The sequence below is a fragment of the Candidatus Methylomirabilota bacterium genome (assembly GCA_035764725.1).
GTDB lineage: Bacteria > Methylomirabilota > Methylomirabilia > Rokubacteriales > CSP1-6 > DASRWT01.
In genome coordinates, this window is sequence record DASTYT010000083.1 from 12,945 (window position 1) to 37,822 (window position 24,878).

The window sequence follows — 24,878 nt, forward strand, 5'->3', positions numbered from 1 at the left end:
GATGCGCGTCCTCCTCCTGGCACTCGCGCTGATGCTCTCGCTGCCGCCGGCGGGGGAGGCGCAGGAGCCGCGGCGGCCCATACGCATCGGCGTGCTCAACGCCGCGTTCGCGGCCAGCCATCCCACCGTGGAGGGCCTCAAGGCCGGGCTCAAGGAGCTCGGATACGAGGACGGCCGCGACGTGACGTTCGACATCCGCTTCACGGAAGGCCGGCTCGACACGATGCCCGAGGCGGCGGGGGCGCTGGTCAAGTCGGGGGTGGACCTGATCTTCACGAGCCAGGAGGCGGCGACCAAGGCCGCGCGCGAGGCCTCGTCGACCATCCCCATCGTGTTCACGCTGGTGGGGGATCCCGTCGGCGCCCAGCTCGTGGGCTCGCTCGCGCGGCCGGGCGGCAACGTGACCGGCGTGTCGAGCCTTCAGACCGAGCTGATGGCCAAGCGCCTGGAGGTGCTGCGCACGGTCGTGCCGACGGTGCGCCGCGTCTGGCTCCTCTACTACGGGGCGGATCTCGGCACCACGCCCATGATCAACCGCGCCCTCGAGGTCGCCCAGGCCATGCGGCTCGAGATCGTGCCGCGCGGCGTGCTCGAGGGCTCGGCGCTCCCCACTGTGCTCCGCGACGTGCGCCGTGACGACGCCGTGCTCGTCCCCGAGGGCTCGAATCCCGAGCTGGTCATCGCGATCATCGGGCGCGCGCTCGCGCTGCGTCTGCCCAGCGTGTTCGGCACCGGGCTATGGGTGGGCCACGGCGGCCTCATCTCCTACGGCCCGGATTACTACGCCCAGGGCGTGCAGGCGGCGGGGCTGGTCGCCAAGATCGTACGCGGGGCCGCGCCCCAGGATCTGCCGGTGGTGGGCGCGGAGAAGATCGACCTCGCGGTGAACCTCAAGACCGCGGAGCAGCTCGGCGTCACGGTGCCGCGAAAGATCCTGCTGCGCGCCGACGCGTTCCGTCGGTGAGACGCCTCCTCCCCCGCAGCCGCCTCTTCCGGAAGTACGTCGTCGTCCTCCTGGTCCTCATGGGCGGCGTCTTGCTCGCCTCGAGCCTGGTCGAGCTCTACTTCGCCTACCGGGAGACCCAGCGCGCGATCGTGCGCGTCGAGCGCGCCAAGGCGGTGGCGGCGGCGGGGCACATCGAGGAACTGCTGAAGCAGGTCGAGCTGCAGGTCCGCGCGACGACCCGCACCGCGTCCGACGACCCCGACGCGAGCCAGACCGGCCCGGCGCGCCTCGGCTTCCGCCAGGACCTGGGGGCGGCGCTGGCGGAGCAGCGCGAGCTCGATTTCGTCCGCGTGTTGCGCAATGTCCCCTCCGTCGTGGCGCTGCGCCACGTGGACCTCACCGGGCGCGAGCAGCTCCGCGTCTCGCGCCTGGACCCCGACGTCGTCGGGAGCGGCGACGACCACTCCCAGAAGCCCGAGTTCCTGGCGGCGCGCGGGGGTAAGACGCACTGGAGCGCCGTGTACTTCAAGAACGAGTCGGAGCCCTACGTGACGCTGGCCGTCCCCGCCGGCAAGTACGCGGTCGAGGTCACGAGCGCCGAGGTGAGCCTCGCCCCCGTCGTGCGCATCGTGAGCCTGATCGAGGCGGGCCCCGGCGGCTACGCCTACGTGGTGGATGCAGAGAACCACCTGGTCGCCCATCCCGACCATCGCATGCTCCGAGCCCGCCGCGATCTCTCGGCGCTGGCGCAGGTGAAGGCGGCGCGGGCCGAGGATCCGGGCGCGGCGGCGACCGAGCGCAGGGCCCTGGTCGCAGAGGGCCTCGGCGGCGGGCGCATGCTCGTGGCGCACGCGCTGATCCCCGGGCCCGGCTGGATGGTGTTCGTCGAGCGGCCCGCGGCCGACGCCTACGCGCCGCTGCGCGCGCCCATCGCGCGCAGCGCGGTGATCTTCGTCCTGGGGTTGGGGCTATCGATCCTGGCGAGCGTGCTCCTCGCGCAGCGCATGGTGGCCCCCATCCGCAGGCTCCAGGAAGGGGCGGCCCGCATGGGCGCCGGCGAGCTGGGCCACCGGATCGCGCTGCGCACGGGGGACGAGCTGGAGGCCCTGGGCGACGAGCTCAACCGCAGCGCCGGGCAGCTCTCGGAGTCGTACGCGAACCTCGAGCAGAGGGTGGAGGCGCGCACCCGCGAGCTCGCCGCCGCCAACGCCGGGCTCACCGAGGCCCTGCAGGAGCTGCAGGCCTTGGGCGAGGTCGGCCAGGCGCTGAACTCGAGCCTCGATCTCGAGACCGTGCTCAGCACCATCGTCACCCGCGCGAGCCGGTTCGCCCGCGCCGACGCCTGCACGGTCTACGAGTACGACGAGGAGAGGGGCGAGCTACTACTCCGCGCGACCCACAATCTGGACGAGGCGGTGGTCGCGGTCGCGAAGCGTTCCCCCATTCGACGTGGCGAGGGCGTGGCGGGGCGCCTGGCGGTGACGCGGCAACCCGTGGAGATTCCCGACATCGCGGAGGAAGGCGCCTACACTGGGCCGCTGCGCGACGTCCTGTTACGGACGGGCAACCGTGCGCTCCTCGGCGTGCCCTTGCTCCACGAGGACCGCCTGGTGGGGGCGCTCACCGTGAACCGCAAGTCGCCCGGGCGCTTCGCGCCGGAGATCATCGCGCTCCTCACCACCTTCGCCAGCCAGTCGGCGCTGGCCATTCAGAACGCGCGGCTCTTCCGCGAAATCGCCGAGAAGAGCCGTGAGCTCGAGTCGGCGAGCAAGCACAAGAGCGAGTTCCTGGCCAACATGTCGCACGAGCTGCGCACGCCGCTCAACGCCATCCTCGGCTTCTCCGAGGTGCTGGCGGAGGGGATGTTCGGCGAGGTCAACGAGAAGCAGTCCGAGTACCTGCGCGACATCCTGGAGTCGGGCCGGCATCTCCTCTCGCTCATCAACGACATCCTCGACCTCTCGAAGATCGAGGCCGGGCGCATGGAGCTGGACGTGACCGACTTCGACCTGCCGAACGCCATCGAGAACGCGCTGATCCTGGTGCGCGAGCGGGCGGCCCGGCGCGGCATCGCGCTCGGCCACACGGTCGACGCGAGCCTCGGCACCGTGCGCGCGGACGAGCGCAAGCTCAAGCAGGTGCTGCTGAACCTCCTGTCGAATGCGCTCAAGTTCACGCCGGAGGGTGGGCGTGTGGACGTGCGGGCGGAGAGCCGCGGGGACGCGGTCGAGATCTCGGTCACGGACACCGGGGTCGGCATCGCCCCGGAGGATCAGGAGACGGTCTTCGAGGAGTTCCGCCAGGTGGGCGCGATGGACAAGAAGGTCGAGGGCACCGGGCTCGGCTTGGCGCTCTCGCGTCGCTTCATCGAGCTCCACGGCGGGCACATGTGGGTGAAGAGCGAGGTGGGCGCGGGCTCGGTGTTCGCGTTCACCCTTCCGATCGCGTAACTACGCTATGCTGTGAAGATGGACGACGTCGGGCGCCGTGACTTCCTGAAGCACGCCACCACGCTGGGTGCGCTTGCGGTATCGATGAAGGCCGGCGTGCGGCTGGCCGCGGCGCAGGGGAGGCCGACGATGAAATTCGAGCTGAAGGTGAGCGACGTCGAGTTCCTGCGCACGCCGAAGGGCCGCCAGCTGATGGCGCGCGTCTATCAGCCCCAAGGCACCGGGCCCTTCCCCACGGCGCTCGACCTGCACGGCGGAGCCTGGCGCCGCAAGGATCGGCTCGCCGAGGAGCCAATGGACCGCGCCATCGCCGGGAGGGGCGTGCTCGTGGTGGCCATCGACCTCAGGCTCTCGGACGAGGCGCCGTACCCGGCCTCGGTGCAGGACGCGAACTACGGCGTGCGCTGGCTCAAGTCGCGCGCGGCCGAGTGGAATGGCGATGCCTCAAGGCTGGGCATCTACGGGAGCAGTAGCGGCGGCCACGTCGCCCAGCTCCTGGCCCTGCGCCCGCGCGATCCCCGCTACGGCGCGATTCCCCTGCTGTCGGCGCCGAGCGTGGACGCCACCGCGGCCTACGTCGCCACGCGCTCGCCCATCAGCGACACCGTCGCGCGCTTCCACCAGGCCGAGAAGATGAAGCGCGAGGCCATGATCGAGAACAACCGTGTCTACTTCAATCCGTGGGAGACGATCCATGACGGCAATCCTCAAGAGATTCTCGAGCGCCGCGACTTCGCCGCCCTGGTGCCGATGCTGATCATGCAGGGCGCGCTCGACGACAACGTACTGCCGGCCGTGCAGGAGAAGTTCGCCGCGACCTACCGCGCCGGCGGCGGGATCTGCGAGCTGACCGTCTTCGAGAACAGCGAGCACGAGTGGGTGGCCAAGCCCGGGCCGCAGACGACCCGCGCCCAGGAGATGGTCAAGGCCTTCATCGCGCGCCAGTCCGCTGCCACCCCGTCCGCAGGAGGCAGATCGTGACCAAGATCATCACACCCCCGCAAGCCGAGCCGATCCTCGAGGTCGCCCGTGAGCTGCTGCCGCCCGGCATGGAACTGATCGTCGTCGATCCGGCCAAGCCGGAGTTCTACGATAAGGCGGCGGACGCCGACTACTACCTGGGCTCGCCGCGCACGGGAATCGGCAACGAGTTCTTCCGCGCCGCGCCGAAGCTCAAGCTGGTGCAGCTCACCAGCGCCGGCTACGATCGGGTCGACCTCGAGGCCGCGCGCAAGGCCAAGGTGCCGGTGGCCAACAACGGGGGCGCCAACTCGATCGCGGTGGCCGAGCACGCCGTCATGCTCATGCTGGCCGTGTACAAGAAGCTCGTGTACCACCACCTCAACGTCGTCTCCGGCACCTGGCGAGCCGCCGACTTCGCTTCCGCGCGGACGTACGAGCTGGAGGGTAAGCGGCTGGGCATCGTCGGGCTCGGCAACATCGGCAAGAAGGTCGCGCGCCTCGTGCAGGGTTTCGAGATGGACGTGCGCTACTACGACGTGGTCCGGCTCACTGCGGATGCGGAGGACGCCCTTGGCGTGCGCTTCGCGCTCTTCAACGAGCTGCTGCGGACGTCCGACGTGGTGACGCTGCACGTGCCGCTGAATGACGTCACCCGCAACATGATGTCCACCGCGCAGTTTGCGCGGATGAAGAAGACTGCGATCCTCATCAACACGTGCCGGGGCCCGGTGGTGGACGAGAACGCGCTGCACCAGGCGCTCACCGCGGGCACCATCGCGGCCGCCGGGCTCGACGTGATGGCGGAGGAGCCGCCGAAGAAGAACCATCCGCTCTTCTCGCTCCCCAACGTCACCCTGACGCCGCACAGCGCTGGACCGACCTGGGACAACTACGAGCGCGCGTACCGCAACGGCTTCGACAACATCCAGCGCGTGGAGTCCGGGCGGGAGCCACTCTGGGTGCTGCCCGAGCTGCGGGTGCCGCGCTAGGCGGGAAGCCGCTCGCTGACGATGAAGCGCTTGTTGTACGTGTAGGGGCGCACCTCGGGCTTCCAGCGCCCGATGTCGGAGGTGTCGTTCCAGAGCTTGGACATCGGCAGCTCGGGGTTCTCCACCTCGTACACGCAGAGGTACTTGGGCTCGGCGGGGTTCTTGGTCCGGTAGCGGACGGCGTTCACCGCGCCGGGCAGCTTCATCAGGAGCGGCAGGTGCTCGGTGTCGTAGAGCTCATTGAAGAGCGCCTCGCGGTGCGGCTCGATGTCCATCATCACCCAGAAGATGTACGGGGTCTTGCCGGTGAGGGCCTTGGCGCCGCCTACCCACTCGTAGATCGCGAGGTGGCGGTTCATCGTGTGCGGGCGCACCGCGGTGGGCCAGCGGCCCAGCTCGCCCGCCGTCTTGAAGGCCGCGCCCTCGACGATGCCGGGATCGTCCAGCTCGTAGGCGGCCAGATAGCGCGGCTCGGTGGGCGAGGGCTGCTTGAAGCGGCTCGCCCGCTGCACGCCCGGCACCTTCGCCAGGTTCGGCACGTGCTCGACGTTGTAGACCTCGTTGAACGCCGCCTCGTGATCGTGCGCCACGTCCATCCGCACCAGGAAGAGTCCCTTGCTCATGCGCGCACTCTATCACGCTGGGCTATGCTGTGCGCATGCGCGGCGTGCTCCCGGCCCTGCTCGCGGCGTGCTTCCTCTGGGTCGCGCCCGCCGACGCGCAGCCCAGCCCCGAGGCCATCCTGGCCGACTTCAAGATCTCGGAGGCCGACAAGCAGCGCGTGCTCAAGGGCGAACTCGTCTCGGCGGTGATCGCCGAAGTGTCGGAGCGCGATCTCTCGAACTCGTTCGTCTTCCTCGTCAAGGCCACGCCCGAGGAGCTCGCCAAACAGCTGGTGGAGGGCCAGCTGACCTCCGGCGACCCCCAGGTCAAGAGCTTCGGCATCCTGCACGGCGACGGCAGCCCCGCGGACATGAGCGGGCTGACGCTGTCCGAAGCCCAGGCCCAGGCCTTCGCGAAGGTCAAGCGGGGAAGCGCGCTGAACCTCGCCGCGAGCGAGATCACCGCCTTCAACGCGGCCGGCAGCGAGCGCGCGGCGGTGCTGCGGATGCTGCGGGAGGTGCTGCTTGGGCGCTATCGCGCGTATCGCGACGGCGGCCTCACGAGCATCACCCCCTACGAACGCGGCGGGAGCATCACCGACGTCGCGGGCGATCTGCGCAAGGCCACCGAGTCCTTCACGGTGATGAAGAAGTACCTGCCCGCGTTCCACGCGATGGTCCTCGACTATCCCAAGGCGATGGCGCCGAATGCGCGGGAGCGGTTCTTCTGGGCCATCTACGACGTCAATGGCACGCCGACCTACGTGCTCACCCATGTCATGACGGTGAACGACGGTGCGGGGCGCGCCTTCGCGACGCGGCAGTACTACGTCAGCCAGGGCTACAACGCGGAGCAGGCGGAGGGGGGCTTCCTGCCCGTTCAGGGCGGGACCATGGTCGTCTACGGGGCTCACGCCTTCACCGATCAGGTCGCCGGCATGGGCGGATCGATGAAGCGGGGCATCGGCCGCCGGGTGATGGCCGAGAAGCTCCGCGAGATGTTCGAGGCCAACCGGAAGCGGATCGAGCGCTAGCGCCGCGCGAGCGTCGCGAGCAGGTGGTCGCGGTTGAGCTGCGCAATCACATCGAGCCCGATGCCCTTCGGGCAGACGGCCTCGCACTCCCCGTGGCTGGAGCAGGCGCCGAAGCCCTCGCGATCCGCCGCCTCCACCAGCGACAGCGCGCGGCGCTCGCGCTCGGGCTGGCCCTGCGGCAGGCGCGCGAGATGGCTCACCTTGGCGCCGACGAACAGGGACGCGGAGCCGTTGGGGCAGGCGGCCACGCACGCGCCGCAGCCGATGCATTCGGCGGCGTCGAGCGCCCGCTCCACCGCCGCGCGGGCGATAGGGAGCATGTTGGCCTCGGGCGCGCTGCCCGCGCGCACGGAGACATAGCCACCCGCCTGCATCACGCGGTCGAGCGCGCGGCGGTCCACCACGAGGTCGCGCAGCACGGGGAAGGCGCCGGTGCGGAAGGGCTCGAGCGTGACGATGGCGCCGTCGCGGAAGGCGCGCATCGGCACGAGGCAGGTCGTGGTGCGCGGCAGCGGGCCGTGCGGGCGCCCGTCCACCACGATGCCGCAGGCGCCGCAGATGCCCTCGCGGCAGTCGCTGTCGAAGGCCACGGGCGGCTCGCCCCGCGCCACCAGCGTGTTGTTCAGCCGGTCGAGCGCTTCCAGCAGCGTCGTGTCCGGGGCGAGATCGTCCACCGGGTAGCGGACGAAGCCGCCCGGGTCCTCCGGATCGCGCTGCCGCCACACGCGGAAGACGACGTTCATCGGGGCCTCACTTGTAGGACCGCTCGAGGAGCGCCATCGACTCGAAGTGGAGGGGCTCCACGAGCCGCTCGGGGCCGCGGCCGCCCTCCTCCGGCAGCCAGGCCGCGACATGGGCGAAGCGCTCGTCATTGCGAAGCGCTTCGCCGTCGTTCGTCTGGTACTCGGTGCGGAAGTGGCAGCCGCAGGATTCCTCGCGCGCGAGCGCGTCGCGGCACATCAGCTCGCCCAGCTCGAGAAAGTCCGCCACGCGGCCCGCGCGCTCCAGCTCCTGGTTGAGCTCGCCGGCCCCGCCGGGCAGGGCGAGATCCTCCCAGAAGGCCTCGCGGAGCGCGGCCACTTCTTCCATGGATTTCACGAGGCCCTCGCGGCTCCGCTCGAGGCCGCAGTGATCCCAGAGCACGCGGCCCAGCGCGCGGTGGAAGTCGCCGGCGGGGCGCCGGCCGCCGACCCGGAGCAACCGCTCGACGCGCGCCCACACCGCCGCGCGCGCCTCGCGGGCCTCGGGCGCATCCTCCGTCACCGCGGGCAGCTGCGCCCCGGCGAGATAGTCGGCCAGCGTGTAGGGCAGGATGAAGTAGCCGTCGGCGAGACCCTGCATGAGGGCGCTGGCGCCCAGCCGGTTCGCGCCCTGATCGGAGAAGTTGGCCTCGCCGATCACGAAGAGCCCGGGGATGTTGCTCATGAGGTCGTAGTCCACCCAGAGCCCGCCCATCGTGTAGTGCGCGGAGGGCGCGACGCGCATGGAGCCCCGCAACGGGTCGTCGCCCGTGATGTGCTGGTACATCTCGAAGAGGTTGCCATAACGCTCGCGCAGCACCTCCACGCCGAGCCGCCGCGCGGCGTCGGAGACGTCGAGGTAGACTGCGCGGCCGCCCGGGCCCACGCCGCGCCCCTCCTCCATCATCGCCTTGCAGGCGCGCGAGCCCAGGTCGCGCGGGACGAGATTGCCGAAGCGCGGGTAGCGGCGCTCGAGGAAGTAGTCGCGCTCGGCCTCGGGAATGTCCTGCGGCGAGCGCGCGTCCCCCGCGCGGATCGGCACCCAGAGCCGCCCGTCGTTCCGCAGCGACTCGGACATGAGCGTGGTCTTGGCCTGGTCCGCGCTCGTCGCGGGCAGGCAGGTCGGGTGGAACTGGACGAAGCCGGGATTGGCGAAGGCCGCGCCGCGCCGATGCGCGCGCCAGATGGCCGTGCAGTTGGAGGCTTTCGCGTTGGTGGAGAGGTAGTAGGCATTGGCGTAGCCGCCGGTGGCCAGCACCACCGCGTCGGCGAGATGCGTCTCCAGCGCGCCCGTGACGAGGTCGCGCGCGATCACGCCGCGGGCGCGCCCGTCCACCACGACGAGGTCCAGCATCTCGCGGCGGGGGAGCAGGGTGACGCCGCCGGCCGCCTCCTCCTTGGCCAGCGCACCGTAGGCGCCGAGCAGGAGCTGCTGGCCGGTCTGCCCGCGCGCGTAGAACGTGCGCGAGACCAGCGTGCCGCCGAAGGAGCGGTTGGCGAGGTGGCCGCCGTACTCGCGGGCGAACGGCACGCCCTGGGCCACCGCGTGGTCGATGATGCGCGCGGACAGCTCGGCCAGGCGATAGACATTGGCCTCGCGCGAGCGGAAGTCGCCGCCCTCGAGCGTCTCGTGAAAGAGGCGCGCCACGCTGTCGCCGTCGTTCTGGTAGTTCTTGGCCGCATTGATCCCGCCCTGGGCGGCCACGCTGTGCGCGCGCCGGGGGGAGTCGTGGAAGACGAGGCAGCGCACACGATAGCCGAGCTCGGAGAGCGTGGCTGCCGCGGAGGCGCCGGCCAGCCCTGCCCCGATCACCAGCACGGTGTGGAAGCGCCGGCGCGTGGGCCCGACCAGCGCCAGCTCGTCGCGGCGCCGCTGCCACTGCGTGTCGAGCGGACCGCCGGGCACCCGCGGATCGAGCACGGACGCGGCCGCCACCGGCATCACCTGAGCCACCCCGCGAGCACGGCCAGCGGCACCGAGGCGAAGCCGAGCGCCACCGCCGCCGACAGGGCCGCCACCGCGGGGCGCCGGCGTCGCACGGCGCCGTCCGGCGAGACGCCCAGGCTTCGCATGGCCGCCCAGAGCCCGTGGAAGAGGTGGAGGCCCAGCAGCAGCGCGGCGCCGATGTAGACGCCCGCCATCAGCGGGGAGTGCAGACCGCGCACAACGTTGGCGTACACGTGACCGGGCAGGAAGCCGGGCAGCCGGACGCCGAACGTGAGATGGAGCACGTGGAAGATCACGAAGGCGAGCAGCAGCGCTCCGCCCACCCGCATGCTCCGCGCTGCCCACGTGGAGGCGCGGGGGCCGCGGGCCTGATGCCGCGGCCGCGCCGCGCGGTCGGCGCGCGTGAGCGAGACGACCCCGGCCACGTGCACCGCGGCGGCCACGACGAGGCCTATTCGAACCGCCCAGAGGGCGGCCGGCACCCTCCGGAGGCTCGCCGCGTAGCCGTCCGCCGCCTGCGGCCCGGAGAACACCGTGAGGTTGCCGGCCACGTGGAGGATCACCCAGAGGCAGAGGATCAGGCCGGAGGCGGCGACCAAAGCCTTCTTGCCCACCGTCGATCGCCACAGCGCGCGGAGCGGATGCCATGTCGTCATGACCTCCATGCTGCCGCCGGGCCTTTCATTAGTCGCATGCATTCGCTTCTCTCGACTATTTAGGTAAACTTATTAATAGCCATGCACGTCGAGACTCTGAAGACCTTCTGCGACCTGGTGGAGACGGGTAGCCTCTCGCGGGCGGCCCGGATGAACCTGGTCTCCCAGTCCGCGGTGAGCCAGCAGCTCCGGGCCCTGGAGCGGCGCTACGGCCGGCGCCTGATCGAGCGGGCGCCGCGCATCGGCGCGCGGGCCACCGAGGCGGGCCGCGTCCTCTATGACGAGGTGAAGCCGCTGCTGGAGCGCCTGGCCGCGGTGGAGCAGCGCCTGCGGGCGCGGCCGGGCGCGGTGACGGGCACGGTGCGGGTGGCCACGGTGTACAGCGTGGGCCTCCACACGCTGCCGCCGATCATCAAGCGCTGCATCGCCGACCATCCCGAGGTGAACGTGCGCCTCTCGTACCGGCGCACCAACGAGGTGGTGGCGGCGTGCCTGGACGGCGAGGTGGATTTCGGCATCGTGGCGGCGCCGGCGCGGCGCCCCGGCCTCGAGATCGTCCCGCTGGGCCACGACGAGCTGGTGATCGCCGCGCCGCCCAGCCACCCGATCGCGAGGCGCGCGCGTCCGCCGCTGGCCGCCCTGGACGGGCAGCCCTTCATCGGCTTCGACCGCGACATCCCCACGCGGCGCCTGGTGGACGCGCTGCTGCGCCGCCACGGCGTGCGCGTGCAGTACGCGATGGAGCTCGACAACATCGAGACGATCAAGCGCTCGGTGGAGGCGGGCCTCGGGCTCTCGCTCCTCCCTGCCCCCACACTCGCCGCCGAGATCCGCGCGCGCACGCTGGTGGGACGGCCACCCGCCGAGGGCCCGTTCCGCCGGCCCATCGCCGTGGTCTACCGCAAGAGCCGCGAGCTCTCGGCGGCGGGCAAGGCCTTCCTCGCCCTCCTCACCGCCGAGCTCGCTACTCGCCGATAGCGGAGGCCAGGTCCGAGAAGTCGGCCTCGGGCAGCTCGGTATAGACCGCGTTCGAGAGATAGCGCTCGCCGAAGTCGGCAATGATGGACACGACGAGCTTGCCGCGGTTCTCCGGCCGCTTCGCCACCTGCAGCGCCACCCACGTGATGGAGCCGGAGGAGATACCTGCGAAGATCGCTTCTTCTCTTGCCAGACGACGCGTGGTGTCGATCGCGTCCTCGGTCTTCACCGTCACCACCTCGTCGTAGATCTTCCGGTCGAGGTTCTCGGGGATGAAGCCTGCGCCGATCCCCTGCTGCTTGTGGGGCGAGGGGCTCCCGCCCGAGATCACAGGGCTCTCGGCGGGCTCCACGCAGATTATCTGGATACCCGGCTTCTTCTCACGCAGGTAGCGTCCGGTGCCGGTGATGGTGCCGCCGGTGCCGACGCCCGACACGAAGATGTCCACCTTGCCGCCGGTGTCGGCCCAGATCTCGGGCCCGGTGGTCTTGTAGTGGATCTCGGGATTGGCGGGGTTGTCGAACTGCCGCGGGATCCACGCGCGATTGCCGAGCCGTTCCGCGATCTCCTCGGCGCGGGTGATGCAGGCCTTCATGCCCTTCGGCCCCTCTGTCAGCACCACCTTGCACCCCAGCGCGCGCAGCATCTGGCGTCGCTCCACGGTCATGGTGTCGGGCATCGTGAAGATGCAGCGGTAGCCGAGCGCGGCCGCCACGTAGGCGAGGCCGATGCCGGTGTTGCCGCTGGTGGGCTCCACGATGATCATGCCGGGCTTGAGGCGGCCGCGGTCGATGGCGTCCTTGATCATCGCGTAGCCGATGCGGTCCTTCACGGAGCTGTAAGGGTTGTAGCCCTCGTGCTTCACGGCGACGCGGGCGGGGAGCCCGGCGCCCAGCCGGTTCAGGTAGATGAGTGGGGTGCCGCCGACCGTCTCTGTCACGTTCTCGTAGATCTTCCCGTGGGGCATGCGCGCGTGGCTCCTTTCGAGGGGGATGAAGGAGTATAGTCAGCGGGCCATGCCTCCCGCCACGCGCTTCGTCATCGTGTTCGTGGTGGACGGGCTCCGCCCCGACGCCATCACCGCCGACCACACGCCTACACTCTGGCGGCTGCGCCGCGAGGGCGTCGACTTCGCGAACAGCCACGCGGTGTTCCCCACCGTCACGCGCGTGAACGCGGCCACGCTGGCGACGGGCGCGCAGCCCGGCACGCACGGCATCCTGGGGAATCAGATCTATGTGCCCGCCGTCGATCCGCGGAAGGCGCTCGACACCGGCAACTACCGCAACCTCCTGGCGGTCGACGAGAAGGGCGGCGGCCTCGTGCGCACGCGCACGCTGGCGGAGCGCCTCGCCCGAGCCGGCCTCCGCTTCGCCGGCGTGAGCTCGGGCTCCACGGGGAGCGCGTTCCTCCTGAACCCGAAGGCGCCGACCGGCGTGGGCACGCTGGTCAACGGCTACCTCGACCCGGGCAAGACGGTCGCGTACCCCGCGGAGGCGAGCGCGGCGATCCTCGCGAAGTTCGGCGCGACGCCCGCGAAGGCCGGGGCGGAGCGCTACGACGGCGTGGTGAGCTGGACCCAGCGCGTGCTGCGCGAGTACGTGCTGCCGGAGCTGCGCCCCGACGTGGTGATCAACTGGCTCACCGAGCCCGATCACAGCCAGCACATCATCGGGGTGGGCTCGCCGGCGGCGCGCGAGGCGCTGCGGAACGACGACCGCGAGATCGCCCTGACCCTGGCCACGCTGGACGAGCTCGGCCTCACGGAGCGCGCGGACGTCTTCGTGGTGTCCGATCACGGCTTCACGAGCAATGTCGCGGGCGTGGACGTGGCGCGCGAGCTGGTCGAGGGCGGGGCCAAGGCGGCGCTCGACTCGCCCGACGTGATCCTCGCGAGCAGCGGCCAGGCGGTGGCGGTCCACGTGAAAGACCGGGACGCCGCGCGCATCGGCGCGATCGCACGCCTGGCGCAATCGCGAGAGTGGGGCGGGGCGCTCTTCACCGCCGCGCGTGGCGCGGGCGATCCACGGGGCGCGATCGACGGCACGTTCTCGCTGGACCTGATCCACCTCGCCCACGCGGAGCGCGGCCTGGATCTCCTGCTCACCTTCCCGTGGAGCTCGGACGCCAACGCCTTCGGCGTGCCCGGCGCGGACCTCGCGTGTACCAGCGGTGGCGCCCGGCTCTACACGAGCGACCACGGCAGCATGAGCCCGTGGAACGTGCGCAACACCTGCCTGGCGTGGGGCGTCGACATGAAGCGCGGCGCGACCGTGCGGGCGCCCTCCGGCAACGTGGACGTGGCGCCCACCATCCTGCACCTCCTCGGCGTGGATGACCGCACGGGTATGGACGGGCGCGTGCTCAGCGAGGCTCTGCTTGACGGGCCGGACCCCGACAAGGTCCCCGTGCAGACGCGCACGTCTCTCGTGGAGGCTGGGGCCTATCGCACGGCGCTACAGATCTCCGAGGTCGAGGGGCGGCGCTACGTGGACAAGAGCTGGCGCATCGTCTAGGCTGCTGACCCAAGGAGCGCGACATGGACATCGGCGCGGCGATCTTCTTCACGGACTACTCGATGGGGCCGGCGGACCTGGGACGGGCGATGGAAGAGCGCGGCTTCGAGTCGCTCTGGGCGCCCGAGCATTCCCATATTCCGCTTTCGCGGACGTCTCCTTTCCCTCAGGGCGGCGACCTCCCCAAGAAGTACTACGACGTCATGGACCCGTTCGTGACGCTGGCCGCGGCGGCGGCGGCAACCGCGCGGCTCCGCGTGGGCACCGGGATCTGCCTCGTCATTCAGCGCGATCCCATCCAGACCGCCAAGTTGGTGGCGAGCCTCGATCAGGTGTCGGGGGGGCGCTTCCTCTTCGGCATCGGCGCGGGCTGGAACGCGGAGGAGATGGCGGATCACGGGACGGACTTCAAGACTCGCTTCACCGTCATGCGCGAGCGCGTGGAGGCGATGAAGGCGATCTGGACCAAGTCCAAGCCCGAGTACCACGGGAAGTTCGTCGACTTTTCGCCCATGATGACGTGGCCGAAGCCGGTGCAGAAGCCGCACGCGCCGGTGATCGTGGGCGGCGCGTTCCCCTACGGCGCGCGGCGAGCCATCGCCTACGGTGACGGCTGGATCCCGCACGTGCGCCGGCCGGAATATGGCGACGGGGACGTGACGCGCTTCCTCCCCGAGTTCCGGAAGATGGCCGCAGAGGCGGGGCGCGACCCCGCGTTTCCCGTCACGATCTGGGGCCAGCCCGACGACGCCGTCAACCTCAAGAAGTATCGCGACGCCGGCGCCGCGCGCTTCGTCTTCAGCCTGCCTTCGGCCAAGGCCGATGAGATCCTGCCCATGCTCGACCGGCTCGCCACGGCAGCGCGCTAGTCCCGAGGAGATCCGCGTCATGGCCCCCATCATGCCCACGATCACGCAGATCACCGCCGGCCTCCGCTTCCCCGAGGGCCCGGTCGCGATGCCCGACGGATCCATCGTCTTGGTGGAGATCGAGCGCCGCACGCTCTCCCGCGTCACGCCGGACGGGAAGGTTCGCGTGATCGCCAATCTGGGCGGCGGGCCGAACGGCGCCGCCATGGGGCCCAACGGCAAGATCTACGTCACCAACAACGGCGGCCTCAAGTTCATCGACCGGCCGGGGAAGCTCTTTCCCGTCGCCCAGGCCGACGACTACACGACGGGCAGCATCCAGATCGTCGATCCGGAGTCGGGCAAGTTCGAGACGCTCTACGACCGCTGCGATGGCCGGCGGCTCAACGGGCCGAACGATCTCGTGTTCGACGGCGCGGGCGGCTTCTGGTTCACCGATCTCGGCAAGACGCGCGAGCGCGACTCGGACCGCGGCGTCGTCTACTACGCAAAGGCCGACGGCTCCATGATCAAGGAAGCCATCTTCCCCCTCGAGCGGCCCAACGGGATCGGGCTCTCACCGGACGAGAAGACCCTCTACGTGGTGGAGACGCCCACCGCGCGCTGCTGGTCGTTCAAGATCTCCGCCTCCGGCGAGATCGACTCCGCCAACGGCCCCTACCGTGGCGAGAAGGGCAAGGTCGTGGTGGGCCTGCCCGGCTATCAGATGTTCGACTCGCTCGCCGTGGACGGCGAGGGGCATGTCTGCGCGGCCACGCTGATCACCGGAGCGGTCTCGGACATCTGGCCGGACGGCAGCCGCGTGGACCAGTACATGCTGCCGGACATGATGGTGACCAACGTGTGCTTCGGCGGCCCCGGTCTCCGCACCGCCTACGCCACGCTGTCGATGGGCGGGACGCTGGTCTCGTTCGAGTGGCCGCGGGCCGGCCTGCCGCTGCGCTACCTCAACCGCTAGCGCGCGCCCTACCCGCCCCGCACGTAGCGCTTCGTCACCAACCGCAGGTGATCGCGGAAGTGCGGCGTGAGTCGCGTCGTCCAGTCGCTCTGCCGCGCCTGCTTCCATTCTGCGCTCTCGACGACCGACGGCGACGTCAGGTGGTAGAGCGCCACGTACTTCCGGTTCCCTGAGCGACCGCGGAAGCGCCGCGCGCAGAGCACGCCGGGCACGGCGGCCAACGCGGGGATGTGCTCCTTGTCGTACCACTCGTTGAACTCGGCCTCGAGTTCCGGGGCGATGTTCATGGCGTTGAGGAGCAGCCCGCCCGCGTCCGGCGGCGGGAGCTGATCGCCGGGCAGGATCTGCGTGCCCTCGTAGCGCAGCAGCATCTCCACCTTGCTCGTCATGCGCTTGGACCAGATGGAGAGGTTCTGGCCGCCGATGGCCCGATAGGCCGGGCTGTCCATCACCTCGACGGTCTCGAGGTCATAGGTCGCCAGCGAGATCTTGCCACCCTCGACGCCGATCCAGCGCCGGCAGAGCAGGAAGCCGGGCACGCGCTCGCGCTCGGGGATGTGCTCGAGGTCGTACCAGTCGTGGAACTCGTCCTCGGCGGTGGGAGCGAAGTTCATCGCGGCGATCAGAGCGCCCTTGGCCATGGTGATCCTCCTCTCGGGGACCCGATTCCATCATAGAATGCCCGCCGAGGACAACGACGTCCCCGTGATCCTGGCCCCCTTTCGCGTGCGGTCCTTCCGCTTCCAGTGGCCCGCCGACCTCCTCACCTCGCTCGCGTTCGAGATGGAGACGGTCATCCTCTCCTGGTACGTGATGGTGGAGACGGGCTCGGTGCTCCTGCTCACCACGTTCGCCTCGCTGCTCTTCCTCGGCACGCTCGCCGCGCCCATGTTCGGCGTGCTGAGCGACCGCCTCGGCGCGCGGAATCTGCTGGCGGTGATGCGCGTGGTCTACACCGCGCTCGCCGCGCTGCTGATGCTGCTCGCCTTCTCCGGCCGGCTGAGCCCACTCTGGGCCTTCGTCGTTGCGGTGCCCGCCGGCATTGTGCGGCCCAACGACCAGGTGCTGCGGAACATCCTCGTGGGCGAGACCATGCCGGCCCCGCAGCTCATGGGCGCGCTGGGGCTCTCGCGCGCCACCATGGACTCTGCCCGCGTGGTCGGCTCGCTCGCGGGCGCGGGGCTCTTCGCCGCGCTCGGCCTGGGCTCCGCCTACGTGCTGGTGGTGGCGCTCTACGCCGCCAGCTTTGTGCTGACGCTCGGCATGTCGCAGCGCCGTCCCGTGCCCGTGCCCGTGGGCGAGGAGCCGGCCGCGGGAGACGCTGTCGCCGGCGTCTCGGGCCTGCACGATCTGATCGAGGGCCTGCTCCACGTCTGGCGCACCCCCGCGCTCGTCAGCGCCCTCTGGCTGGCCTTCCTCATCAACCTCACCGCCTACCCGATCTCGGGCGGGCTCCTCGCCTACATCGCACGCGCCGTCTACCACACGGACGCGACCGGCCTCGGCCGGCTGGCCGCCAGCTTCTCGCTGGGCGCGCTGGTGGGCTCGGTCGCGTTCGTGCTGACGGGCGGGCCGCGGCGCCCCGAGCGCGCCATGCTCGTCCACGCCACGCTCTGGTACGGGGTGCTGCTGGCCTTTGGCTTCGTGGGGACACTGGGCGGCGGCATGGTGGCGCTGTTCCTCGCCGGCGTCGTGCAGAGCGTGGCGATGATCTCGCTCGCGGCGTGGCTGCTCATCGTGGTGGACGACCGCTTCCGCGGGCGCGTGATGGGCGTCCGGATGCTGGCGGTGTACGGGCTGCCGCTCGGCCTCATGGCCGCCGGCGCGCTGATCGACCTGATCGGCTACACGCCGACCATCGCCGCGCTCACCGTCACCGGGCTCGTCTTCACCGCGCTGATCGGGCTGCGGTGGCGCGCTGCGCTCTGGTCAGCGTAGGGTCACGAGCGGCGGGAGGCCCAGCTCGGCCGTGCACTGGCCGAACCACTCGATGACCTCGCGGTGGAGCGGGATGCCGTGGGCGCGGCGCTCCGCCGCCTCCTCGGCCTCGAGCAGGCCCGGATAGAGCACGCGCTCCTCGCCGGGCGCCGGCGGCGCGGTACGCAAAGTTCGGAGCGTCTCGTCCATCGTGTCCTTGAAGCGCTCGAGGTCGGTGAAGGCCTCGATGTGATACGCAGCGAACTGATTCTTCGAGCCGCTCGCCGCGTTCAGCATGGTCGGCACCGAGCCGGAGAGCATGGTGGCGAGCACCTCGGCCATCAGCGCGAAGCCGTAGCCCTTGTGCGAGCCCTGCTCGCGCGTGCCGCCCAGTGGGGCCTGGAAGAAGTCGTCACGGTCGAAGACGGGCTTCTCCTCCATGATCGGCGTGCCTTCCTTGTCCGTGACCCAGCCGGGCAGAAGCGGCGAGCCCACGCGCATGGCGAGGCCGATCTTGTTCCCCGCGATGGCGGAGGTGGCGGCGTCGAAGAGGAGCGGCGCCTCGCGTCGCGCCGGCGCGGCGAGCGCGATGGGATTGGTGCCCAGCATCGGCTTTGCCGCGAACGTGGGCACCACGCGGAGCCCGGCGGCGGTGAAGCAGGCGCCCACCATGTCGGCCTGCGCCGCCTGCATCGCGTAATGGCCGATGGCGCCGAAGTGGCCGGCGTTGTAGACGGTGACGATGCCAACGCCGACCTTCCGCGCCTTTTCCATGGCGAGGCGCATGGCCTTGGGCCCCACGATGATGCCGAGCCGGCGCTCGGCGTCGATGACGGCGGTGCCCGGCGCCTCGCGCATCACCTTCCAGCCCGGCCGGGGGTCGAGCTTGCCCGCCTTGTAGTCGCGCACGTACTGGCGGAGCATGTTCGACACGCCGTGCGTCTCCACGCCGCGGAGATCGGTGGTGGTGAGGACGTCGGCCCCCTCTGCCGCGTCCTCGGGCGTGAGCCCCATCTTGCCGAAGATCTCGGTGACGGACTTGCGCAGCGCCGCCTCAGCGACCAGTACCTGATCCTTCACCGGGACCTTGAAGCGCTCGAGCATGGGGGCGTTCTCCTTTGGTAGCATCCTAGCCGTTGTGACCATCGATCGCACCCCGCGCATGGCCGTTCACCGGAGCGGCCGCGGGCCCGACCTCGTCCTCTTCCACGGGGGCATGGGGTCCTGGAAGCACTGGTCGCGCAACGTGGGGCCACTGTCGGAGCGCTTCACCGTCCACGCCCTCGACCATCCGGCCTACGGGAACTCGGCGTCCATACCTCGCGAGACCACGGGCCCGCAGTACCTCGAGCTGATGCACGAGCTGTTCGTCGAGGCCTTCCCCGGCACGGCGCCGCTCCGGTTCGCCGGCTTCTCCTTCGGCGGCGCCATCGCGGCCAAGCTCGCCTGGCGCCTGGCCCCGCGCGTCACCCATCTCTGCCTGGTCTCGCCCGCGGGCTTCCCGCCGCGCAAGTTCGGCGAGCGCCCCACGCGGAGCTACAAGGAGGCGGGCGACGACGAGCGGCTCTTCCGCGAGATCTGCCGGCACAATCTTCTCGTCAACATGCTGAGCGACCCCGCCAGCATCAGCGAGGAGACGCTCGACATCCAGGCGGACTGCGTGCGGCGAACCAGGTTCAACAGTCGAAAAGTCAGCGCCGGCGGCACGCTGCTGACCGACCTCGCGGCGCTGACGAGCCTGCCGGAGCCCCCCTGCCGGGTCCGTCTGCTCTGGGGCGAGGGCGACGATTCGGCGTTCCGGCCGGCGGCGAAGCTGATCGGCGAGGTGCGCGAGGCCGTGGGCGGCACGCTCGACGTGCACCGCGTCCCGCGCGCGGGGCACTGGTCGGCCTACGAGAACGCGCCCGAGGTGAACCGGCTGATGCTGGAGTTCTTCTCGAGCTGAGCCGGCCTACCGGCTGAACGCGGGCATCACCTCGGCGGCGAAGCGCTCGAGCTGCTCGACCATCATGGCGCGCGGCACGCCGATGGGCCAGCCGAGCATGACGTGGTCGAGGCCGGGGTACTTGGCCTCCAGCTCCTTGAGATAGCCCACGATGTCGTGCGCGGGGCCACAGAGCCAGGAGCGGTTGCGCACGCCGTCCTCGAGCGAGGCCGTGGTCGGCGACTGGGGGCGGCGCGCCGCCACCGCCTTGGCGTGCTCCTCGCTGTAGCGCAGCATGCCGAGGGGCGCCATCACCTTGGCGTGCTCCTCGAAGTAGGGCCGGGCACGGCGGATCGCGCCCTCCACGGTGTCGTCGAGGCACATGCGGAAGCCGAGGATCAGATCCTCGCCCAGCGCGCGGTCGCGGCCGTGGCGGCGCCCCGCCTCCTGATAGTCGCGCACCCAGCGCTGCACCAGCTCCTCCGCGGTGGCGGAGATGACGCCCTTGATCCCGTGCCGCGCCATGAACTCGAGCCCGCGCGCGCCGCCGCTCACGATGGGCTGCCACACCTCCACCGGCTGGCGAAGCGGCCGCGGCACCAGCGAGATCTCGCGGAGCGTGTAGCCGCGATACGGCACCTCGGGCGGGATCGTGTAGTGCCTGCCCCGGTGCGCGAACGATTCCTCGCGCAGGGCCTTCAGGATCACCTCGACTTGCTCCTCGAACAGCTCGCGATTGGCTTCGGCGTCCAGCATCGGGTTGCCGAAGGTCTCCACTTCCCTGCTGTGGTATCCGCGCCCCACGCCGAAGACCACGCGACCCTTGGTGAGGATGTCGGCGACGGCGTAGTCCTCGGCCAGGCGCAGCGGATGCCAGGTCGGCACCACGTTGAACGCGCAGCCGAACTTGATCCGCTGGGTGCGATGGGCGAGATCGACCGCCAGCATGGGAATGTTCGGGATGCATTCCCAGCCCTCGTGCTGGAAGTGGTGCTCGGCCATCCAGAACGTCTCGTAGCCGAGCCGATCCGCGGCCTGAGCCACCGTGGCTGCCGAGTCGAACGACTCGATCAGGCGCGTATTGGGATAGCGCCGGTCGTCCGCGGGCACGCCGTCGAGCCCGCAGCCCTCCAGCTCGATGTGGCCGACGTAGAGGGTAGAGAAGCGCGTGATCATGCGAGGCCGCGCACCGCCAAGGCCTTGGCTCGCAGCGTAAAGGGGCCCGGCGCCCCGACAGCCCGCAGGCGCGCCTCGAGCCCGGACCGCAGCGCCGAGCGCTGCGCGGGATCCAGCGTCGCGATGTAGGCGCCCGTAGGACCGACACCGGTCTCCTGCGGCCGCCAGTAGTCATCGAACGAGGCGAAGTCCGTGATGATCTCGAGCGGGCGCTCCTCCACCTCGCGAAAGCCGGCTGACTGCCAGAGCGCCGTCAGCTGTCCCGGCTGGCCCAAGGGCCGACGACGCTTCGGTTCCGCGGCGGGATCCAGCTCGACCGCCACGTCCCAGAACAGCGACGTCATCTCCAGCCCGCGCGCATCCCAGGTGCAGACGGCCCCCGTCCCGCCTGATCGGACCACGCGCCGCAGCTCGCTCGCCGCCTTCGCCGCGTCCGGGATGAAGTGAAACACCAGGCAAGACAGCGCGCAGTCGAACGACTCGTCGGGATAGGGCAAGGCCTGCGCGTCCCCCACGTCGAACGACGCGCGGGCGTCGTTGATCCGCGCACGCGCGTGCTCCACGAAGGCGGCCACGGGATCGATGCCGACGATCTCCGCGCGGCGGGTCATGCCGGCCAAGGTCTTGGTGAGGGAGCCCGTCCCGCATCCGACGTCGAGCACACGCCCGGGATCGCCGACCTTGGCGAACTCGGCCAGGAGCGGCGCGAGGCGAATGCTCCAGCGCCCCATGAAGCCTTCGTAGGCCAGGGCGTCGGTGAACAGGGGCTTCGCGCTCATCGGCCAAAGATAACGTAGTCGTCGCGATTTCGCTTGACAGGTTCTGGAGACGGGCTTTTCGGCAAGCGAGCACGATCTTTCGACGGCCGCTACCTGGCGCTCAGTCAGCCAGCGAGCCCGAATGATTTCCGTCATTCGCGTCCGCGTGGAGCAACGGCTTCCGCTCGTGTGCGGAGTGGCTGGCCTGGCGTGTGGGCCTCGATATCGTGGCCGCACGCGAACGGGTACGAATCGCCCGTGCCCTGGGGACTCTTCCGATCCTGGCGGGCGCGTTGGAGCGAGGCGACCTCTCATATACCAAGGTGCGGGCGCTGACTCGGATCGCGACTCCGGAGAATGAAGCGCGGCTGCTCACGATGGGACGCACCAACACGGCCGAGCAGATCGGTCGGATCGTCCGAAGCAGGCGGATGCTCGACGGAGCCGCCGAGCGTCGAGAAGCGAAGCGTCAGCATGAGAGCCGTGCTCTGAGTGCCTATCGGGAAGAAAGCGGGATGGTCGTGATCCACGGGCGCCTCGACCCCGAAGGCGGCGCGGTGTTCATGCAGGCCCTGGCCGCCGCCCAGGATGCGCTCTACCGACGGTCCAAGGAAGCCGCAGGGCCCTCACGGGCCGCTCCACCAACGCCCACCTACCTGCAGCAGAACGCGGACGCACTGACACTGCTGGCGGAGGCTGCTCTGCACCACGAGCTCGACCCCGGTGCTCCCGGGGAGCGCTATCAAGTGGTGCTTCATGTCGACGATACCGTGCTGGCGTCCCCAGACGCGGTGGGCGAGTCGATGCTGGACGGAACCCACGCTTCCGCGGAAGCGTCCGAGCGACTCAGCTGTGACGCCAGCCGCACATGGATGCGGCATGACTCGGAAGGCAACGTCCTCGAGGTAGGGAGGCGGACACGGACGATTCCCCCAGCCCTGCGCCGGGCGCTATTGCACCGTGATCAGGGGTGCCGCTTCCCCCGGGTGCGGCCTCCGGTTCGTCCAGGGGCATCACATCCAACACTGGGCTCATGGAGGACCGACCACGCTGGCCAACCTCGTACTCCTGTGCCGTCGGCACCACCGGGCGGTGCACGAGGACGGATACCGTATCACTCGCGAAGAGGATGGGAAGCTGACGTTCCTTCGCCCAGACGGCCGGCCGCTGCCCGAGTCACCCTGATCAGGAGCCCTAGTAGTACACGCTCCGGCTCTGCCCTCCCGAGGCCACGATCAGCTCGCCGGTGACGGCCCACGCCTTGTCGGAGCAGAGGAAGGCGGTGACGTAGGCGACCTCGCTCGCGTCGATCATGCGACATACGGCGTTACCCCTGGGCGAGTCCGGCACGTAGTCCAGGCGCTCCGCCTCGGCCGCGTCCACGCCCAACTCTTTGGCGCGGGCGGCGAGCAGGCGCGGCGTGCGCTCCGTGCGGGTGATGCCGGGATGCACGCAGTTCACGGTGATGCCGAAGCGGCCGAGCTGCACGGCCAGGGTCTTGCTCAGGTGCACCAGGGACGTGTTGCGGGCGCCGCCGGAGAGATTGCCGGCGTTGCGCGCGTTGAGGCCGCTGATGTTGATGATGCGGCCCCACTTCTGCTCCTTCATGAACGGGATGGCGGCACGGCAGCAGCGGAGGGCGCCCACGTACTTCACGTTGAAGTCGTGGAGGAGGTCCTCGTCCACGAGATTCTCGATGGGGCCGGTGGCGCTGGGGGAGCCGCCCGGCGGCGAGCCGGAGTTCACGAGGATGTTGAGGCCGCCGAGCTGGGCGGCGGCCTGGGCCACCATGCCGTCGACCTCGGCGCGATTGGTCACGTCCGCGGGGATGGCGATGACGCGGCGGCCGGTCTCGGCGGCCAGCTCGCCCGCCGCCTTCTCCAGCACGTCCTTGGTGCGCGACACCACGGCCACGTCCGCGCCCTCGCGGGCCAGCTCACGCGCGATGGCCTTGCCGATGCCGAGGCTGCCGCCGGTGACGATGGCCTTCTTGCCCTTGAGCCCGAGATCCATGGTGTTCTCCCCCTAGACCGGTTGTGCCACAATACCGGCCCATGCAACGCCGGCTCGCCGCGATCCTCGCCGCCGATATCGAGGGGTATAGCCGCCTCATGGGCGAGGACGAGGCGGCCACCGTCCGGGACCTCAAGGGCCACCAGGCCGTCGTCCTCCCCATGGTCGGGCAGCACGGCGGCCGCGTCATGGACACCGCGGGCGACGGCATTCTAGCCGAATTCCCCAGCGTGACCGGGGCTATCGAGTGCGCGGTCGAGATCCAGACGGTGATGGCGCAGCGCAACGTCGACGTCCCCGAGGCGCGCCGCATGCGCTTCCGCATGGGCGTCAACGTGGGCGACGTCATCCACGATGGCGACCGCATCTACGGTGACGGCATCAACATCGCGTCCCGCTTGCAGACCGCGGCGGAGCCGGGCGGCATCTGCATCTCACGCCCAGTGTTCGACCAGCTCAATCGGGCCGCGGCCGCCGCGTTTCAGACGCTCGGGCCGCGCGTCTTCAAGAACATCGTCCAACCGGTGGAGGTGTTCGCCCGGCGCCCCGCGGAGGGGGAGCCACGGGGCGAGGCCGGGGAGCCCGCGCCGCTCACCCAGGAGATCCGGTTCTGCCGAGCGCCCGACGGCGTCCAGCTCGCGTACGCGATGGTGGGCCAGGGGCCACCCGTCGTGAAGCCGGGAAACTGGATGACCCATCTCGATTACGACCTGGAGAGCCCGATCTGGCGGCGCCTCTATCGCGAGCTCACGAAGCGGAACACCCTCCTTCGCTATGACGCCCGGGGTAACGGGCTCTCGGATCGGGTCGTCGAGGACATCTCGTTCGACGCCCTGGTGTTCGACCTCGAGTCGGTGGTCGACGCGGCGGGGGTGGACCGCTTCGCGCTCATGGGCATCTCGTTGGGCTGCGCGGTGGCGATCGCATACGCAGCCCGACATCCCGGGCGCGTGTCGCAGCTCATCCTCTACGGGGGGTATGCGCTGGGCCGCAACAAGCGCCCGCTGAGCGCGGCCGAAGTCGAGGAAGAGGCCGCCATGCGGACTCTGACGCGGCTCGGCTGGGGTAAGGAGAACGCGGCGTTTCGGCAGATGTTCACCTCCCAGTTCATCCCGGGCGGAACGAAAGAGCAAGCCGACTGGTTCAACGAGCTCCAGCGGGTCAACGTCTCGCCCGAGGTGGCGGTGCAGTTCATGGAGGTAAGCGGTACGGTGGACGTCACCGCCCTCCTCCCCAAGCTCACCATGCCCACCCTGGTCATGCACGCGACCGGCGACGCCCGCGTCCCCTTCGAGTCGGGGCGGCGCATGGCGGCCGGCATTCCCGGGGCCCGCTTCGTGCCGCTGACCGGCAGCAACCACATATTCCGCGAGGATGAGCCCGCGTACGGCCAGTTCGTCGAGCAGGTCCGGGCCTTCCTCTCCGGCTAGTCCTCGAGGTA

Annotated in this window: 23 protein-coding genes; 13 read left to right on the forward strand and 10 right to left on the reverse strand. The window is 70.3% G+C overall.

The features are described 5' to 3' along the window. Position 1 precedes the first annotated feature (1 nt). From VFX14_13160 to VFX14_13175, 4 genes are read left to right on the forward strand one after another with little or no spacing between them, the layout of a single operon-like run. The gene (locus VFX14_13160; protein ID HEU5190628.1) at positions 2–964 is read left to right on the forward strand and encodes an ABC transporter substrate-binding protein; all 963 of its coding nucleotides are present in this window, start codon (positions 2–4) and stop codon (positions 962–964) included. Next, the gene (locus tag VFX14_13165) at positions 961–3,396 is read left to right on the forward strand and encodes an ATP-binding protein (GenBank protein HEU5190629.1); all 2,436 of its coding nucleotides are present in this window, start codon (positions 961–963) and stop codon (positions 3,394–3,396) included. Before VFX14_13160 ends, VFX14_13165 begins: the two co-directional genes overlap by 4 nt. Positions 3,397–3,414: 18 nt before the next feature. After that, positions 3,415–4,377 (forward strand): alpha/beta hydrolase, encoded by a 963-nt coding sequence (locus VFX14_13170; GenBank protein HEU5190630.1) that lies wholly within the window; start codon positions 3,415–3,417, stop codon positions 4,375–4,377. Further along, the gene (locus VFX14_13175; protein HEU5190631.1) at positions 4,374–5,348 is read left to right on the forward strand and encodes a 2-hydroxyacid dehydrogenase; all 975 of its coding nucleotides are present in this window, start codon (positions 4,374–4,376) and stop codon (positions 5,346–5,348) included. The genes VFX14_13170 and VFX14_13175 overlap by 4 nt, the downstream gene beginning before the upstream one ends. On the opposite strand, the gene VFX14_13180 is transcribed toward VFX14_13175, so the two are convergent. Next, on the reverse strand, positions 5,345–5,971 hold the full coding sequence (locus tag VFX14_13180) for a hypothetical protein (GenBank protein ID HEU5190632.1): 627 nt from the start codon (positions 5,969–5,971) through the stop codon (positions 5,345–5,347). The two genes, VFX14_13175 and VFX14_13180, sit on opposite strands and share 4 nt — an antisense overlap. Before the next feature lie 35 nt (positions 5,972–6,006). On the opposite strand from VFX14_13180, the gene VFX14_13185 reads away from it, so the two are divergent. After that, positions 6,007–6,984, forward strand: coding sequence for a hypothetical protein (locus tag VFX14_13185; protein ID HEU5190633.1), 978 nt, complete (start codon positions 6,007–6,009; stop codon positions 6,982–6,984). On the opposite strand, the gene VFX14_13190 is transcribed toward VFX14_13185, so the two are convergent. The 3 genes from VFX14_13190 to VFX14_13200 are packed head-to-tail and all read right to left on the reverse strand — an operon-like array spanning position 6,981 to position 10,328. Continuing rightward, a complete protein-coding gene (locus VFX14_13190; GenBank protein ID HEU5190634.1) occupies positions 6,981–7,727 on the reverse strand; it encodes a succinate dehydrogenase/fumarate reductase iron-sulfur subunit in 747 nt (248 codons plus the stop codon). The genes VFX14_13185 and VFX14_13190 overlap by 4 nt on opposite strands. 7 nt (positions 7,728–7,734) lie before the next feature. Further along, positions 7,735–9,660, reverse strand: a complete 1,926-nt coding sequence (locus tag VFX14_13195; protein HEU5190635.1) for a fumarate reductase/succinate dehydrogenase flavoprotein subunit — start codon at positions 9,658–9,660, stop codon at positions 7,735–7,737. Between the two features lie 5 nt (positions 9,661–9,665). Beyond that, the gene (locus tag VFX14_13200; GenBank protein ID HEU5190636.1) at positions 9,666–10,328 is read right to left on the reverse strand and encodes a succinate dehydrogenase; all 663 of its coding nucleotides are present in this window, start codon (positions 10,326–10,328) and stop codon (positions 9,666–9,668) included. 81 nt (positions 10,329–10,409) lie between these two features. On the opposite strand from VFX14_13200, the gene VFX14_13205 reads away from it, so the two are divergent. Beyond that, entirely contained in the window at positions 10,410–11,306 is an 897-nt protein-coding gene (locus VFX14_13205; GenBank protein ID HEU5190637.1) for a LysR family transcriptional regulator, read from the forward strand. Here VFX14_13205 and cysK read toward each other — a convergent pair. After that, complete coding sequence (gene cysK, locus VFX14_13210) at positions 11,293–12,273, reverse strand: cysteine synthase A (GenBank protein ID HEU5190638.1); 981 nt, start codon at positions 12,271–12,273, stop codon at positions 11,293–11,295. The two genes, VFX14_13205 and cysK, sit on opposite strands and share 14 nt — an antisense overlap. A 49-nt stretch (positions 12,274–12,322) precedes the next feature. Between cysK and VFX14_13215 the strand changes: the two genes are divergently transcribed. The 3 genes from VFX14_13215 to VFX14_13225 are packed head-to-tail and all read left to right on the forward strand — an operon-like array spanning position 12,323 to position 15,649. Continuing rightward, a complete protein-coding gene (locus VFX14_13215; GenBank protein HEU5190639.1) occupies positions 12,323–13,822 on the forward strand; it encodes an alkaline phosphatase family protein in 1,500 nt (499 codons plus the stop codon). Positions 13,823–13,845: 23 nt separating this feature from the next. Beyond that, positions 13,846–14,691: an LLM class F420-dependent oxidoreductase gene (locus VFX14_13220; protein ID HEU5190640.1), complete on the forward strand. Its 846-nt coding sequence runs from the start codon at positions 13,846–13,848 to the stop codon at positions 14,689–14,691. 19 nt (positions 14,692–14,710) lie between these two features. Then, positions 14,711–15,649, forward strand: coding sequence for an SMP-30/gluconolactonase/LRE family protein (locus VFX14_13225; GenBank protein ID HEU5190641.1), 939 nt, complete (start codon positions 14,711–14,713; stop codon positions 15,647–15,649). 8 nt (positions 15,650–15,657) lie between these two features. On the opposite strand, the gene VFX14_13230 is transcribed toward VFX14_13225, so the two are convergent. Beyond that, positions 15,658–16,290: a hypothetical protein gene (locus VFX14_13230; protein ID HEU5190642.1), complete on the reverse strand. Its 633-nt coding sequence runs from the start codon at positions 16,288–16,290 to the stop codon at positions 15,658–15,660. On the opposite strand from VFX14_13230, the gene VFX14_13235 reads away from it, so the two are divergent. Beyond that, the gene (locus VFX14_13235; GenBank protein HEU5190643.1) at positions 16,289–17,587 is read left to right on the forward strand and encodes an MFS transporter; all 1,299 of its coding nucleotides are present in this window, start codon (positions 16,289–16,291) and stop codon (positions 17,585–17,587) included. The two genes, VFX14_13230 and VFX14_13235, sit on opposite strands and share 2 nt — an antisense overlap. Here the strand turns inward: VFX14_13235 and VFX14_13240 are convergent. Next, the gene (locus VFX14_13240) at positions 17,579–18,670 is read right to left on the reverse strand and encodes an Ldh family oxidoreductase (GenBank protein ID HEU5190644.1); all 1,092 of its coding nucleotides are present in this window, start codon (positions 18,668–18,670) and stop codon (positions 17,579–17,581) included. The two genes, VFX14_13235 and VFX14_13240, sit on opposite strands and share 9 nt — an antisense overlap. Positions 18,671–18,704: 34 nt before the next feature. Between VFX14_13240 and VFX14_13245 the strand changes: the two genes are divergently transcribed. Further along, a complete protein-coding gene (locus VFX14_13245; protein HEU5190645.1) occupies positions 18,705–19,511 on the forward strand; it encodes an alpha/beta fold hydrolase in 807 nt (268 codons plus the stop codon). Positions 19,512–19,517: 6 nt separating this feature from the next. Here VFX14_13245 and VFX14_13250 read toward each other — a convergent pair whose 3' ends face one another. Continuing rightward, positions 19,518–20,666: an LLM class flavin-dependent oxidoreductase gene (locus VFX14_13250; GenBank protein ID HEU5190646.1), complete on the reverse strand. Its 1,149-nt coding sequence runs from the start codon at positions 20,664–20,666 to the stop codon at positions 19,518–19,520. Continuing rightward, positions 20,663–21,445, reverse strand: coding sequence for a class I SAM-dependent methyltransferase (locus VFX14_13255; protein ID HEU5190647.1), 783 nt, complete (start codon positions 21,443–21,445; stop codon positions 20,663–20,665). The genes VFX14_13250 and VFX14_13255 overlap by 4 nt, the downstream gene beginning before the upstream one ends. A 939-nt stretch (positions 21,446–22,384) precedes the next feature. Here VFX14_13255 and VFX14_13260 point away from each other — a divergent pair. Continuing rightward, entirely contained in the window at positions 22,385–22,609 is a 225-nt protein-coding gene (locus VFX14_13260) for an HNH endonuclease signature motif containing protein (GenBank protein HEU5190648.1), read from the forward strand. A gap of 9 nt (positions 22,610–22,618) precedes the next feature. Here the strand turns inward: VFX14_13260 and VFX14_13265 are convergent, their stop codons facing one another. Beyond that, on the reverse strand, positions 22,619–23,437 hold the full coding sequence (locus tag VFX14_13265) for an SDR family oxidoreductase (protein ID HEU5190649.1): 819 nt from the start codon (positions 23,435–23,437) through the stop codon (positions 22,619–22,621). Positions 23,438–23,478: 41 nt separating this feature from the next. On the opposite strand from VFX14_13265, the gene VFX14_13270 reads away from it, so the two are divergent. Further along, entirely contained in the window at positions 23,479–24,867 is a 1,389-nt protein-coding gene (locus tag VFX14_13270; GenBank protein HEU5190650.1) for an alpha/beta fold hydrolase, read from the forward strand. Positions 24,868–24,878 lie beyond the last annotated feature (11 nt).

What these genes read in the sequence shown, in the direction of transcription:
- VFX14_13160 (HEU5190628.1), top strand. Translation starts at nt 2, where the DNA reads ATGCGCGTCCTCCTCCTGGCACTCGCGCTGATGCTCTCGCTGCCGCCG.
- VFX14_13170 (HEU5190630.1), top strand. Translation starts at nt 3,415, where the DNA reads ATGGACGACGTCGGGCGCCGTGACTTCCTGAAGCACGCCACCACGCTG.
- VFX14_13180 (HEU5190632.1), bottom strand. Translation starts at nt 5,971, where the DNA reads ATGAGCAAGGGACTCTTCCTGGTGCGGATGGACGTGGCGCACGATCAC.
- VFX14_13185 (HEU5190633.1), top strand. Translation starts at nt 6,007, where the DNA reads ATGCGCGGCGTGCTCCCGGCCCTGCTCGCGGCGTGCTTCCTCTGGGTC.
- VFX14_13190 (HEU5190634.1), bottom strand. Translation starts at nt 7,727, where the DNA reads ATGAACGTCGTCTTCCGCGTGTGGCGGCAGCGCGATCCGGAGGACCCG.
- VFX14_13200 (HEU5190636.1), bottom strand. Translation starts at nt 10,328, where the DNA reads ATGACGACATGGCATCCGCTCCGCGCGCTGTGGCGATCGACGGTGGGC.
- VFX14_13205 (HEU5190637.1), top strand. Translation starts at nt 10,410, where the DNA reads ATGCACGTCGAGACTCTGAAGACCTTCTGCGACCTGGTGGAGACGGGT.
- cysK (HEU5190638.1), bottom strand. Translation starts at nt 12,273, where the DNA reads ATGCCCCACGGGAAGATCTACGAGAACGTGACAGAGACGGTCGGCGGC.
- VFX14_13215 (HEU5190639.1), top strand. Translation starts at nt 12,323, where the DNA reads ATGCCTCCCGCCACGCGCTTCGTCATCGTGTTCGTGGTGGACGGGCTC.
- VFX14_13220 (HEU5190640.1), top strand. Translation starts at nt 13,846, where the DNA reads ATGGACATCGGCGCGGCGATCTTCTTCACGGACTACTCGATGGGGCCG.
- VFX14_13225 (HEU5190641.1), top strand. Translation starts at nt 14,711, where the DNA reads ATGGCCCCCATCATGCCCACGATCACGCAGATCACCGCCGGCCTCCGC.
- VFX14_13235 (HEU5190643.1), top strand. Translation starts at nt 16,289, where the DNA reads ATGGTGATCCTCCTCTCGGGGACCCGATTCCATCATAGAATGCCCGCC.
- VFX14_13230 (HEU5190642.1), bottom strand. Translation starts at nt 16,290, where the DNA reads ATGGCCAAGGGCGCTCTGATCGCCGCGATGAACTTCGCTCCCACCGCC.
- VFX14_13240 (HEU5190644.1), bottom strand. Translation starts at nt 18,670, where the DNA reads ATGCTCGAGCGCTTCAAGGTCCCGGTGAAGGATCAGGTACTGGTCGCT.
- VFX14_13250 (HEU5190646.1), bottom strand. Translation starts at nt 20,666, where the DNA reads ATGATCACGCGCTTCTCTACCCTCTACGTCGGCCACATCGAGCTGGAG.
- VFX14_13255 (HEU5190647.1), bottom strand. Translation starts at nt 21,445, where the DNA reads ATGAGCGCGAAGCCCCTGTTCACCGACGCCCTGGCCTACGAAGGCTTC.
- VFX14_13265 (HEU5190649.1), bottom strand. Translation starts at nt 23,437, where the DNA reads ATGGATCTCGGGCTCAAGGGCAAGAAGGCCATCGTCACCGGCGGCAGC.
- VFX14_13270 (HEU5190650.1), top strand. Translation starts at nt 23,479, where the DNA reads ATGCAACGCCGGCTCGCCGCGATCCTCGCCGCCGATATCGAGGGGTAT.